10 protein-coding genes and 1 riboswitch are annotated in these 13,325 nt (G+C 69.8%); of the genes, 4 read left to right on the top strand and 6 right to left on the bottom strand.

Going from position 1 to position 13,325, the window contains the following annotated elements; translation table 11 throughout:
- Positions 1-22: 22 nt before the first annotated feature.
- The 3 genes from fumC to FOB47_RS00195 all read left to right on the top strand — a co-directional run bounded on the left by fumC (position 23) and on the right by FOB47_RS00195 (position 4,250).
- Positions 23-1,429 (top strand): class II fumarate hydratase, encoded by a 1,407-nt coding sequence (gene fumC, locus FOB47_RS00205; protein WP_174779633.1) that lies wholly within the window; start codon positions 23-25, stop codon positions 1,427-1,429.
- Positions 1,430-1,619: 190 nt separating this feature from the next.
- Positions 1,620-2,606 (top strand): GGDEF domain-containing protein, encoded by a 987-nt coding sequence (locus FOB47_RS00200; RefSeq protein ID WP_174779632.1) that lies wholly within the window; start codon positions 1,620-1,622, stop codon positions 2,604-2,606.
- 133 nt (positions 2,607-2,739) lie between these two features.
- Positions 2,740-2,856: riboswitch (glycine riboswitch) on the top strand.
- A 56-nt stretch (positions 2,857-2,912) separates the two neighbouring features.
- The gene (locus tag FOB47_RS00195) at positions 2,913-4,250 is read left to right on the top strand and encodes a D-amino acid dehydrogenase (protein ID WP_174779631.1); all 1,338 of its coding nucleotides are present in this window, start codon (positions 2,913-2,915) and stop codon (positions 4,248-4,250) included.
- A gap of 629 nt (positions 4,251-4,879) precedes the next feature.
- Here FOB47_RS00195 and FOB47_RS00190 read toward each other — a convergent pair.
- From FOB47_RS00190 to zwf, 6 genes are all read right to left on the bottom strand, one after another.
- Entirely contained in the window at positions 4,880-5,674 is a 795-nt protein-coding gene (locus FOB47_RS00190) for an SDR family NAD(P)-dependent oxidoreductase (RefSeq protein ID WP_174779630.1), read from the bottom strand.
- A 119-nt stretch (positions 5,675-5,793) separates the two neighbouring features.
- Entirely contained in the window at positions 5,794-7,209 is a 1,416-nt protein-coding gene (locus FOB47_RS00185) for an ATP-binding protein (protein WP_174779629.1), read from the bottom strand.
- Complete coding sequence (locus tag FOB47_RS00180; RefSeq protein WP_174779628.1) at positions 7,209-7,991, bottom strand: response regulator; 783 nt, start codon at positions 7,989-7,991, stop codon at positions 7,209-7,211. Before FOB47_RS00180 ends, FOB47_RS00185 begins: the two co-directional genes overlap by 1 nt.
- A 43-nt stretch (positions 7,992-8,034) precedes the next feature.
- Entirely contained in the window at positions 8,035-9,009 is a 975-nt protein-coding gene (glk, locus tag FOB47_RS00175) for a glucokinase (RefSeq protein ID WP_151022659.1), read from the bottom strand.
- 66 nt (positions 9,010-9,075) lie between these two features.
- Positions 9,076-9,768 (bottom strand): 6-phosphogluconolactonase, encoded by a 693-nt coding sequence (pgl, locus tag FOB47_RS00170; RefSeq protein ID WP_174779627.1) that lies wholly within the window; start codon positions 9,766-9,768, stop codon positions 9,076-9,078.
- A gap of 69 nt (positions 9,769-9,837) precedes the next feature.
- The gene (gene zwf / locus FOB47_RS00165) at positions 9,838-11,286 is read right to left on the bottom strand and encodes a glucose-6-phosphate dehydrogenase (protein WP_053824498.1); all 1,449 of its coding nucleotides are present in this window, start codon (positions 11,284-11,286) and stop codon (positions 9,838-9,840) included.
- Positions 11,287-11,500: 214 nt separating this feature from the next.
- Here zwf and edd point away from each other — a divergent pair, with 214 nt between their 5' ends.
- Positions 11,501-13,324, top strand: a complete 1,824-nt coding sequence (edd, locus tag FOB47_RS00160; protein ID WP_053824499.1) for a phosphogluconate dehydratase — start codon at positions 11,501-11,503, stop codon at positions 13,322-13,324.
- Position 13,325: the final 1 nt, after the last annotated feature.

Here is a 13,325-nt window from a genome sequence, read left to right as displayed (position 1 = left end):
CGTTCGTTCACAGGAGCCAGCCATGTCAGACCAGCAGCCCCCAGCGACCCGCATCGAACAGGACAGCCTGGGCCAGGTGCCCGTCCCCGCCGACCACCTGTGGGGCGCGCAGACCGAGCGCTCGCGCCAGAACTTCCGCATCGGCAACGAGAAGATGCCGCCCGCGCTGATCGAGGCGTTCGCGATCCTGAAGTTGTGCGCGGCGCGCGCGAACCGCGAACTGAACGTGCTCGACGCGAAGCTGGCGCAGGCGATCGAACAGGCCGCCGAGGAGATCATCGCCGGCCAGTGGCCCGACGAGTTTCCGCTGTCGGTCTGGCAGACCGGCTCCGGCACGCAGACCAACATGAACCTGAACGAGGTGATCGCCAATCGCGCGATCCAGCTGCTCGGCGGCGAGGTCGGCAGCAAGCGTCCGGTTCATCCCAACGACCACGTCAACGCGAGCCAGTCGTCCAACGACAGCTTCCCGACCGCGATGCATATCGCCGCCGCGCGCGCGGTGCAGCGCCAGCTGCTGCCGGCACTGGAGACATTGCAGAAGACGCTGGGCAGCAAGGTCGAGGCCTTCGCCGACATCGTCAAGGTCGGCCGCACCCATCTGCAGGATGCCGTGCCGCTGACGCTGGGCCAGGAGTTCTCCGGCTACCAGGCGCAGGTCGCCGACGCGCAGGCACGGCTGCACCAGGCCGTGCTGCGCGCGATGCCGGTGCCCCAGGGCGGCACCGCGGTCGGCACCGGCCTGAATGCGCCAGCCGGCTTCGCCGCCGCCTTCGCGCGCGCGCTGGCCGACTACACCGGCCTGCCGTTCGAACCGGCCGCCAACCGCTACGCGCTGCAGGCCGCGCACGACGCGCTGACCGACCTGTCGGGCGCGCTGAACACCACGGCCTCGTCCTTCCTGAAGATCGCGCGCGACTTCATGCTGCTGGGCTCCGGCCCGCGCGCGGGGTTTGCCGAGCTGCAGCTGCCGGCCAACGAGCCGGGTTCGTCGATCATGCCGGGCAAGGTCAATCCCACGCAGGCCGAAGCGCTGGCGATGGTCTGTTGCCGCGTGATCGGCAACCACACCACGATCACGCTGGCCAACGGCCTCGGCACGCTGGAGCTGAACGCCTACAAGCCGGTCATCGCTTACAGCCTGCTGCAGTCGGTTACACTGCTGGCCGACGCGGCGGCCAGCTTCGCCGAGCACATGGTGGCCGGCGTCGAGGCGGACCGGACGCGCATCGGCGAGCTGCTCGAACGATCGCTGATGCCGGTCACCGCGCTGAACCCGCATATCGGCTACGACAAGGCCGCCGAGATCGCCAAGCTGGCGGTGGCCCGCAACCTGTCGCTGCGCGAGGCGGCGATTGCCTCCGGCCATGTCACCGCCGAGCAGTTCGAACAATGGATCGACCTGAAGGGGATGACGCGCGAGGTGTAGCGCCAGCGCACCGGTGCTGGCGGCCATGGACCCGGCCACGGACGCGACCATGCGGTGGGCCACGCGCCCGACCCTGCCACCGGCAGCCAGCGCATTGACCGAACCTTCGACCGGCCCCGCCCGCGGCGGCCGGAAACAAACCCGCTCGAGACGGGCTGACGATCGGGGTAACAACGATCGCATTGACCAGATGATTCCTGCTCCCATTCCCGCCGATGACCAGCGGCGCCTCGACGCGCTGTATTCGCTGAACATCCTCGATACCGCCGCCGAAGAGCGCTTCGATCGGCTGACGCGGCTGGCCAGGCGGCTGTTCGACGTGCCGATCGCGCTGGTCAGCCTGGTCGACGCCAAGCGGCAGTGGTTCAAGTCCTCGTTCGGCCTGGCCGTGCGCGAAACGCCGCGCGAGCAATCGTTCTGCGGCCATGCGATCCTGCGCGACGATCTGCTGATCGTGCCCGACGCGCTGCAGGACCAGCGCTTTCACGACAATCCGCTGGTCACCGGCGCGCCCGGCGTGCGCTTCTACGCCGGCTGCCCGCTCGCGGTACGCGGCGGCGCCAAGGTCGGCACGCTGTGCCTGATCGACACCGCGCCGCGCGAGTTCGACCAGGACGATCAGGCGCTGCTGCACGATCTGGGGCGCCTGGCCGAGCAGGAGCTGGAATCCGCGCAACTGGCGTCGATGGACGACCTGACCATGCTGTCGAACCGGCGCGGCTTCTCGGCGCTGGCGCAGCACGCGCTGGCGGTCTGCCAGCGCCAGGGGGTGCCGGTCACGCTGCTGTTCTTCGACATGGATGGCTTCAAGGCCATCAACGACCGCTTCGGCCACGCGGAGGGCGATCTGGCGCTGACCGCCTTTGCCGATCAGTTGCGCCGCGCGTTCCGTCAGTCCGACCTGATCGGACGGCTCGGCGGCGACGAGTTCGTCGTGCTGCTGGTCGACGCCTGCGCCGACCAGTGCGACGCGATGCTGGACCGGCTGCGGCAGGGCGTGGACGCGCACAACGCGCAGAGCCAGCGCGGTTATCGGCTCGATTTCAGCGCCGGCGCGGTCGCGTTCGATCCCGCCCGCCACGCGGGCATCGCCGATCTGCTGGCGCAGGCCGATCAGGCGATGTACGCAAACAAGCAGGCCCGCAAGGCAGGGACGCCGCCCGCCGGGGGTCAGTAACTCGCGTTGCGGCCGCCGCCGCGCCGTGTTACTGTCCGGCCATCCAGGAGAAAGCGAACCTGCGGCGCGACAGCGCGGCGGCAGCGCTGCCGAAGGCGTACCCCCGAAACGCTCAGGTACCGAAGACTGGAGACGACAACGAACTGGAGAGCGCCGCCATCATGATTCGACGATGACGGCCGCCGAAGGGGCAAGCCGGGTCCGGGGCGGACGCGGTGAATCTCTCAGGCAAAAGGACAGTGGGGGCAGCCGGGTTGGCATCGACGATGCCGGCCGGCTGCCCCTTTTTGCATCCTGGAGCCTGAAATGAAAGTCATCGTGATGGGGGCCGGCGTGATCGGCGTGGCCTCGGCGTGGTATCTGTCCAAGGCGGGCCACGAGGTCGTGGTGCTCGAGCGCAATGCCGGCGCGGCACGCGAAACCAGCTTCGGCAATGGCGGCCAGATCTCGGTCAGCCATGCCGAACCCTGGGCCAATCCGTCGGCGCCGCTCAAACTGCTCAGCTGGCTGGGACGCGAGGATGCGCCGCTGCTGTTCCGCCTGCGCGCCGACCCGGCGCAATGGTCGTGGGGCCTGAAGTTCCTGCGCGAATGCCCGGCCCGGCGTTCCACCCGCAACATGATCCAGCTGCTCAATCTCGGCACCTACAGCCGCGCCAGCCTGCAGGCGCTGCGCGCCGAGACCGGCATCGAATACGACCACCTGACCCGCGGCATCCTGCACTTCTACACCAGCCAGAAGGAATTCGAAGCGGCCATCGAGCCCGCGCGGATCATGCGCGAGCTCGGCTGCGAGCGCCGCGTGATCGGTCCCGACGAAGTGGTGAAGCTCGAGCCCGCGCTGGCCTCGATCGCGCCGCGGCTGGCGGGCGCCACCTACACCAGCGAGGACGAGTCCGGCGACGTGCACCGCTTCACCACCGGCCTGGCCGCACTGTGCGAGGCGCGCGGCGTGCGTTTCCGCTATGGCGTGCGCGTGCAGCGGCTGCTGGCCGAAGGCGGCCGCATGCGCGGCGTCGAGATCGCCGACGAGACCGGCGCGTACACGGTCGAGCAGGCCGACGCCTATGTGCTCGCGCTCGGCAGCTTCAGCCCGATGCTGGCGCGCCCGCTTGGCGTCAAGCTCGACATCTATCCGGCCAAGGGCTATTCGGCCACGCTGCCGGTGCTCGATCCCGAGCGCGCGCCGACCGTCAGCCTGACCGACGACGAGTACAAGCTGGTGTTCTCGCGGCTGGGCGATCGCTTGCGCATCGCCGGCACCGCCGAGCTCAACGGCTATTCGATGGAGCTGAACCCGGTGCGTTGCGAGGCCATCGTGCGGCGCACGCTGGAGATCTTCCCCGGTGTCAGCCGCCCCGAACTGGCGCGCTACTGGACCGGCCTGCGTCCCGCGACGCCGGGCAACGTGCCGTATATCGGCGCGAGCGCGGTGCAGGGGCTGTACCTGAACACGGGCCATGGCACACTGGGCTGGACGCACGGCTGCGGCTCGGGACGCGCGATCGCCGAACTGATCAGCGGCCGCGTGCCGGAAGTGGACTTCGGCTTTTGCGGTCCGCTGCCGCAGGCGCCGCGGCTCGCGCGGCCAGTCGCGCCGGTGGCTGCCACGCGCGCCGCCGCAACGGAGGCGGCCGAAGTTTGAGGTGCGTCTGATTCAGGTCTGAAACAACGACACCGGCGCGGCATGGCCTCGACATTCGCGCCGGTGTTTTCGTTTCATCTGCCGCGCATGCATTGGCGCCAAAGCGTACCCGTTTCTGCGCACGGCTTTCGGCGAGCGTACCCGTTTCTGCGGGCCGCATTGGCAGCCGACTGGCAGCCGACTGGCAGCCGACTGGCAGCCGACTGGCAGCCGACTGGCAGCCGACTGGCAGCGGACTGGCAGCCGACTGGCAGCGGACTGGAGCCGACTGGAGCCGATTGGCGGCCGCATCGACAGCCCCATGGCCAGCCCTACTGCCCGCCCTACTGCCGGCCCTACTGCCCGCCCAATTGCCGGCCCAGTTGCCGGCCCAGTTGCCGGCTCACAGTGCACCTTGCGGGCCAAAGCCAGACCCGGGCATGGCATCGATCGGGCGCGCAATCCGCACCGGCCGCCTGCGATGCGGGCCCGCACCGTACCCGTTTCTGCGTCGTGCGAACGCCGTCCGATGCCGCGTGGCGTGCCATGCGTACCCGTTTCTGCGTACACAACCTCAGTCGAATCAAGGCTCTCCGATGCCTCGACGTCTCGCCATCGCCGCGCGGAGGCAGCGGGCTCGCGCCTCGGTATCAGGCGATGGTGTCGACCACGCCGCCATCGACGCGCAACGCGGCGCCGGTGGTCGCCGATGCCTGCGGCGAACAGACGTAGACCACCATGTGCGCGACCTCCTCCACCGTGGCCGCGCGCTGGATGATCGAGCTGGGCCGATGCGCCTTGACGAACTCGGCGGCCGCTTCCTCGATCGACAGCCCTGCCTTGTCCGCGTCCTCGCGCAGCATTTCCCGCAGGCCGTCCGACAGCGTCGGTCCCGGCAATACCGCGTTGACCGTGACGCCGGTCCCGCTCAGCCGTTTGGCGAGGCCGCGCGACACCGCCAGTTGCGCTGTCTTCGAGAAGCCGTAGTGGATCATGTCCTCGGGCGTGTTCAGCGCGGACTCCGACGAAATGAACACCACGCGGCCCCAGCCGTTCGCCGCCATCGCCGCCGTATACGCCCGCGCCAGGCGCACGCCGGACATCACGTTGACATCGAAGATGCGGGTCCAGTCCTCGTCGCTCAGTTCGTAGAAATCGCGCGGACCGTAGATGCCGGCGTTGTTGACCAGAATGTCGACCGCGGGCTCCGCGGCCACGATCGCGTCGCAACCGTCGGCGCTGCCGACATCGGCCGCGACGCCGCGCACCGCGGCGCCCGGAACTTCGCGCACCACGTCCGCGATGGCGCCCTCGACGGTGTCCTGCTTGCGGCCATTGACGATGACCGTGGCGCCGCTGCGCGCGAGGCCAATGGCAATGGCCAGTCCGATGCCGGCGGTCGAGGCGGTGACCAGCGCGGTCTTGCCGGTGAGATCGATTTGCATGGGTACCTCCTGAAGCGGGGTGAGATCAGCGAAGAGGACGGCGAAAGGGTCAGTCAAGCGGGTACGCAGAAACGGGTACGCTTTTCGACAGGAACGCGGCGGCGCGTCATGGCAGTGGCTTAATCGCGGCCCGTGCGCTGCGCGTTGCCGGCTTCCGGAAACACCAGCCGCACCCGCAGCCCCGGCTCGTTGTCCTCCAGCGACAGCGTGGCGCGGTGTACCTGGGCGATCTCGTCGACGATCGCCAGGCCCAGCCCGCTGCCGCCGCTCGGCGCATCGGGCAAGCGATAGAAGCGGTCCAGCACGCGGGCGCGCTGTTCGGGCGGGATGCCGGGACCGTTGTCGGCGACGATCAGCGCGACCCGGCCCGCGTCAGCACGCTGCACGCGCACGTCGACCTTGCCGCCGGCGGGCACATAACGCAGCGCGTTGTCGATCAGATTGGTCAGCAGAATGCGCAGCGCGTCGGGATCGCCCTGCACGGTCAGCCCGGCCGCGTCTCCAGCGCCAGCATCGCCAGCCCTGCGACCATTGCCACCATCGTCGCCGTCGCCGCTGGCGTCGAGCCCCAGGTCGATATTCCGGTCCAGCGCGGCCTGTGTCATCTCGCCGACCACGGTGGCTGCCAGCTCGCGCAAGGCGACCGGCTGCTGGCCCGCGAGGGCCGCGCCGGGCTCGTGGCGCGCCAGCGTCAGCAACTGCGTCACCAGATGCGTCAACCGCTCGAGGCCATCGCGCAGATTGCCGACCGCCTCGCGGCGAGCCGGCTCGCTGTCGGCGCGTTCGACCAGTTGCGCCTGCAGCTGCAGCGCGGTCAGCGGCGTGCGCAGCGCGTGCGCGGCATCGGCGATGAACGCGCGCTGCGTGTCGATCGCGTCGGACAACCGCGCCAGCAGCAGGTTCAGCGCCTCGGTCAGCGGCGCGATCTCGGCCGGCATCTCGGCAACCGCCAGCGGCGACAGCGCGTTGGCATCGCGCTTGCCGACCTGCCGCGCGATCTCGCGCACCGGCCGCAGCCCGCGGCCGACGGCGAGCCAGACCATCCATCCCAGCAGCGGCAGCAGCAACAGCAGCGGCGCCACGGTGCGCAGCGCCATTCGCGCCGCCACTTCGCGGCGCGCGCTCATCGGCTGCGCGATCTGCACCACCGCCGGCCCGAGCTGCACGCTGTAGATGCGGAACTCGCCGTCGTCGGTGCGGACGTTGGAGAAGCCGAGCTCGGCGCGCGGCGGCAGCGACGGCCGCGAGTGCGACAGATAGAGGCTGCGGCCGGTACCGTCCCAGATATGGATCACCACATCCTCGTCGGAGCGGAACAGATTGTCGGTGCCGGGCGGCAGCGGCGGCGACAGCGACGGCAGCGCCGGACCGTTGAACTGGCTCGGCAGCGCGAGCGCGACCTGGCGCATCTGATAGTCGAACAGCGCGTTCGCCTCCTGCCGGGCCTGCCCGTAGATCAGCGCGGTGGCGGCGGCGATGCCGGCCAGCAGGCCGAGCGCCAGCCACCACAGCAGGGTCCGCTGGATCGATCGCATCAGCGCGCTCCTCCAGCGGCGTCATGCGCGTCACCGCCGTCCCTGCCGCCGTCCCTGCCGCCGTCCCTGTGACCCTGCTGCGCACCTTCCTCGAGCTTCGGACAGACATAACCGACGCCGCGGATATTGCGGATCAAACCCTGGCCGAACTTCTTGCGCAGCGCGTGGATGTAGACCTCGACCGTATTGCTGCCGACCTCGTCGTCCCAGCCGTACAACTTTTCCTGCAGCTGCGGCACCGACCACACCTTGCCCGGGCGGGCCAGCAACGCGGCCAGCAGCGCGTATTCGCGCGCCGACAGATGGACCGGCTCGCCTGCCAGCGTGACTTCGCGCGTGGCCGGATTGAGCACGATCGCGCCATAGCGGACCAGCGGCTCGGCACGGCCCTGCGCCCGCCGCGCCAGCGCATGAATGCGCGCCACCAGTTCCTGCAGGTCGAAGGGCTTGACCAGATAGTCGTCGGCGCCGGCGTTCAATCCGGCGACGCGATCGGCGACCGCATCGCGCGCGGTCAGGATCAGCACCGGCGTGGCAACGCCGCGCGCGCGCATGCCGGCCAGCACATCGAGGCCCGAACGGCGTGGCAGGCCGAGATCGAGCAGCACCAGATCGTGCTGTCCTTCGGCCGCGCCGCCGGCCGCGACGCCGGGCGGCTGCGTGGCCGCCGACAGGCCGGCCTCGCCATCGCGCACCCAGTCCACCGCGAAGCCTTCCTGCCGCAGCGCGAGGCGCACGGAATCGCCGATCATCGTGTCGTCTTCGATCAGCAGCACGCGCATCGCTTCGCTCCGTTGGTTCGCCACTCGCGGCGGCCGCGGCGGCTCATCGCCGATCGACCGCTTCGGCCAGCGCGTGTGCCAGCCCCGGCAGCGCGGGAAACTGCGCGGTGATCACCTGCACCGGCACCGGTTCGAGGAACGCGCGCATGCGTCCCTTGTCGACGAAGCGCGCATTGAAGCTGGACGCCGCCAGCGTCTGGACGAAGCGCGGCACGATGCCGCCGCCGATATAGACGCCGCCGCGCGCGCCAAGGATCAGCGTCACATCGGCCGCAACCGAGCCGAGCAGGCCGCAGAACACCGCAAGCGCACGCTGGCACAACGCGTCGCCACGCTGCAAGGCGCCCTCGGTGACTTCCGCCGCGGTCAGCGGCACGCGCACGGGCGTACCCGTTTCTGCGGCCAGCGCGGCATGCGTATGCGACAGTCCCATGCCCGACAGCAGGCGTTCGGCCGACACGCGGCCGTGCTCGCGATGCGCGGCATGCCAGGCGATCCACTCGTCGTCGGTGGCAGGCATCAGTTCGACATGTCCGCCCTCTCCGGCCAGCGCCACCGGCGCCGCACCGTGGCGGCCTGGGATCAGCCCCGACACGCCGAGCCCGGTACCGGGGCCGATCAAGGCCAGCGGCGAGCCGGCGGCCGGCGTGCCGGCGCGCACCGGCGCCAGTTCGCCCGGCTGCAGGTACGGCAGCGCGAGCGCCAGCGCGGTGAAGTCGTTCAGCGCCAGCAGCGTCTCCAGGCCCAGCGCCTGGCGCACCGCCTCGATCGAGAAGGCCCAGGCATGATTGGTCAGCTTGACGCGGTCGCCGGTGACCGGGTTGGCCAGACCGATCGCCGCGTGGCGCGGCGGCGGACCGGCCAGCTGCGACAGGTATTGCCGCATCGCCGCCTCCAGCGACGGATAGTCGGCGACCTTCAGCGCGGTGACCGGTCCGATCGCATCGGGCGCGGTCTGCAGGGCGAAGCGGACATTGGTGCCGCCGACATCGGCGAGCAGGCGTGGGTAGGTAGTCATCGCGAGGCAGGAAACGTCAGGCGGCAATCAGGCGGCGAGATCGGAGGACGCATTCGCGCAGCGCATCTACGCGGTAAAGACGTCGAAGCCGTGCCGATGCCGGCTGGCCACCAGCCCCACCGGCAACGCGGGCCCGGGCTCCTGCAGCGCGCGTTCGAACACGGCGGCCTTGGCGGCGCCCGAAAACGCCAGAAAGACCCGTTCCGCCGCCAGCAAGGCCGCCAGGTTCAGCGTCACGCGCGCATGCGGCGCGCTGGGCGGGCGCGTCACCACGTAGCAGGGCGTATCCCCGTTCAGCGCTTCGCCGAGTTCCGGCGCATCGGCGAACAACGAGGCGGTATGGCCGTCTTCGCCCATGCCGAGCACTGCGACGTCGGGCTGGCGGAATGCGGCATCGAGTGCGCCATTGAGGCGCACCACCGCCCGCGCGGGCTCGGAGGCCTCGAGCGCATCGGCGATCAGTGGCACGAAGCTGGCCGCGGCGGCGGCATCGCGCAGCAGGTGTTCCTGCACGAGCCGCGCGTTGCTGTCCTCGTGTCCCGGAGGCACCGCGCGCTCGTCGACCAGCGTGATGGTGACCGCGTCCCAGCGCACCGGCCGATAGCGCAGCCGCTCGAACATCGGCACCGGAGAGCGCCCGCCCGAGACGGCAAGCACCGCGTGGCCGCGGTCCTGGATGGCAAGGTCGAGCGCGTGGCCGACGGAGGCAGCCAGCGCTTCGGCCTGATCCAGCGGCGAAGGATATTCGAAGCGACGCATGGCGATTTCCGAGTCAGGAGTCGTTGGAGCGGAGCGGCGGGCCGAACCGGCGGAGCGGACAAGCCAGCGTCAAACCTCCTCGTGCCACAGCGCGTCGTCGCGCGACAGCAGCGCGGACGACGCCGCCGGCCCCCAGGTGCCCGCGGTATAGGGCTTGGGCGGCAGCGAGCTGTCCGCCCAGGTGTCGATGATCGGCTCGACCCAGCGCCATGCCTGCACCTGTTCGTCGCGGCGCACGAACAGGCCCAGCCGTCCGCGTATCACGTCGAGCAGCAGGCGTTCGTAGGCGCCGGCACGCCGCACCTTGAACGAGTTGGCGAAGTCCAGATCGAGCGAGGTCGGCGTCAGCGCGACCGTGTCGCCCGGCTGCTTGACCAGGAAGTACAGGCGGATGCTTTCCTCGGGCTGCAGCCGGATCACCAGCCGGTTCTGCGGCGACAGCGTCAGCGGGCGCGGGAAGATCGCATGGGGTACGTCGCGGAAGTGGATCACGATCTCGGCCACGCGCGACTGCATCCGCTTGCCGGTGCGCAGGTAGAACGGCACGCCGGCCCAGCGCCAGTTGGCGATCTCGGCCTTGATCGCGACGAAGGTCTCGGTGCGGCTGTCCGGCGCGATGCCGGGCTCCTCGAGATAGCCCGGCACCGGCTTGCCGGCGATCGCGCCGGCGCGATATTGGCCGCGCACGGTTTTTTCGGCAACCTCCTGCGGCGTGATCGGCTTGAGCGCCTTCAGGATCTTGATCTTCTCGTCGCGCACCGCGTCTTCGGTCAGGCTGGTCGGCGGCTCCATCGCAACCATGCACAGCAGCTGCAGCAGATGGTTCTGCACCATGTCGCGCAGCGCGCCGGTCTGGTCGTAGAAGTCGCCGCGGCCTTCGACACCGAGCTCCTCGGCGATCGTGATCTGCACGTCCTGCACCCACTCGCGCCGCCACAGCGGCTCGAACAGCGCGTTGCCGAAGCGGATCGCCATCAGGTTCTGCACCGACTCCTTGCCCAGGTAGTGGTCGATCCGGTAGATCTGCTCCTCGGCGAAGTAGCGCGCCACGGCCGCGTTGATCGCCTCGTTCGAATCCAGGTCGTGGCCCAGCGGTTTTTCCAGCACCACGCGCACGTTGGATTGGTTCAGGCCGGTGCGGCCGAACTGCTCGCAGATCGGCACGAACAGATGCGGCGCGGTGGCCAGATAGCAGACCACGACCTCGGGCTGGCGGGACAGCACCTTGCGCGCCAGCGCATCGAAATGCTCGGGTTGGCGGGCGTCGGCCTGCACGTAGCACAGACGCGCGACGAAACTGGCCCAGTCGCCCGGCGGCGCATGCTCGAGCCCCGGCCGCATGCCCTGCTCGAGCGTGGCGACGTATTCCTCGGTGGTGGAAGGATGGCTGCCCGTGGCCAGGATGCGCGCCGCGGGATGCAACAATCCGGCGCGATGCGCGTCGAACAAGGCCGGCAGCAGTTTGCGCCTGGCCAGGTCACCGGTGCCGCCAACCAGCACCATGTCGAAATCGGGCATGCTCACCCTGACCTCCTTGTCGCTTGATAGAGACCCCGAAGCGCGGCCGTTGCGGCCAGTTTACGTGAGTCGCGGGCGCTTTGCGAGCCACGCGGCAGCCAGCGGCAAGGGCTCGCGGCGCGGCAGGCATGCTCCATGCAAGCCTCGATGACATGCGCTAGGCTGAACTGCGACCTTACTTGCGACATCCAAGAATCCCGCTGGAGAGAGCCCCATGCCCCATCCCGTACTCGAACAAGTGACGGCCCGCATCGTGGCCCGCAGCGCGCCGACGCGCCAGGCCTACCTGTCCCGCACGCAGGCCATGGCCGGCAGCAAGGTGCAACGCGCGCAGCTGTCCTGCACGAACCTGGCCCACGGCTTCGCCTCGATGCCCGAGCCCGCCAAGATCCGCCTGAAGGCCGAGGAACGGCCCAACGTGGCGATCGTTTCCTCGTACAACGACATGCTTTCGGCGCACCAACCGCTCGGAGAGTTCCCCGCCTGGCTCAAGGAGACCGCACTGGAGGCCGGCGCTACCGCGCAGTTCGCCGGGGGCGTGCCGGCGATGTGCGACGGCGTGACGCAGGGCCAGGACGGCATGGAGCTGTCGCTGTTCTCGCGCGACGTGATTGCGCAGGCCACCGCGGTCGCGCTGTCGCACCAGATGTTCGACGCCGCGCTGTACCTGGGCATCTGCGACAAGATCGTGCCCGGGCTGGTGATGGGGGCGCTGTCGTTCGGCCATCTGCCCGCGGTGTTCGTACCGGGCGGGCCGATGCCGACCGGCATCCCCAACGAGGAAAAGGCGCGCATCCGCCAGCTGTATGCGCAAGGCAAGATCGGCCGGGAAGAACTGCTGGAGGCCGAGAGCCGGTCCTACCATTCGCCCGGCACCTGCACCTTCTACGGCACGGCCAATTCGAACCAGATGCTGATGGAGATCATGGGGCTGCATCTGCCCGGCACCGCCTTCATCAACCCGTACACGCCGCTGCGCGAGGCGCTGACGCGCGAGGCCGCGCGGCATGTGCTGCGGCTGGTGCACCAGGGCGAGCGCTATACGCCGATCGCGCAGGTGCTCGACGAGCGCGCGTTCGTCAACGGCATCGTCGGCCTGCTCGCCACGGGCGGCTCGACCAACCACACGCTGCATCTGATCGCGATGGCGCGCGTGGCCGGCATCGTGCTGACCTGGGACGACTTCGACGAGCTGTCGGCGGTGGTGCCGCTGCTGGCGCGCGTCTATCCGAACGGCCAGGCCGACGTCAACGGCTTCCAGGCCGCGGGCGGCCTGGCGCTGGTGATCCGCGGCCTGCTGGCGCGCGAGCTGCTGCACAACGATGTCACCACCATCGTCGGTCAGGGCCTGGAGGACTACACGCGCGAACCGGCGCTGCGCGACGGCAAGCTGGTCTGGCTCGACGGGCCCACCGAATCGCTGGACACGTCGGTGGTGCGCGGCGCCGGCGAGCCGTTCGCGCCCGACGGCGGCATCAAGGTGCTGGACGGCAACCTGGGGCGCGCGGTGATCAAGACCTCGGCGGTCAAGGCCGAGCATCAGGTCGTGCAGGCGCCGGCGCGCGTGTTCCATCACCAGGACGACATGCTGGCGGCCTTCAAGCGCGGCGAGCTGGAGCGCGATTTCGTCGCGGTGCTGCCGTTCCAGGGGCCGGCCGCGTGCGGCATGCCCGAGCTGCACAAGCTGACGCCGACGCTGACGGTGCTGCAGGATCGGGGCTTTCACGTGGCGCTGGTCACCGACGGCCGCATGTCGGGCGCGTCGGGCAAGGTGCCGGCGGCGATCCACGTCTGCCCGGAAGCGCTCAAAGGCGGCGCGATCGGCAAGGTCCGCGACGGCGACATGATCCGCGTCGATGCGCCGGCCGGCATCCTGACCGCGCTGGTGCCGCAGGCCGAGTGGGAGGCCCGCACGATCGAGCGGCCCGACCTGAGCCGCCATCGCCATGGCGTCGGCCGCGACCTGTTCGGTAATTTCCGCCGCAACGTCAGCACGGCGGAGCAAGGCGCCTGCACGCTGTTCGCGGACGAAGACTGAT

It is taken from the genome of Cupriavidus gilardii (assembly GCF_013347325.1).
GTDB lineage: Bacteria > Pseudomonadota > Gammaproteobacteria > Burkholderiales > Burkholderiaceae > Cupriavidus > Cupriavidus gilardii.
The sequence above is the reverse complement of the archived record's forward strand: the minus strand, read 5'-3'. Positions and strand labels throughout refer to the sequence as shown.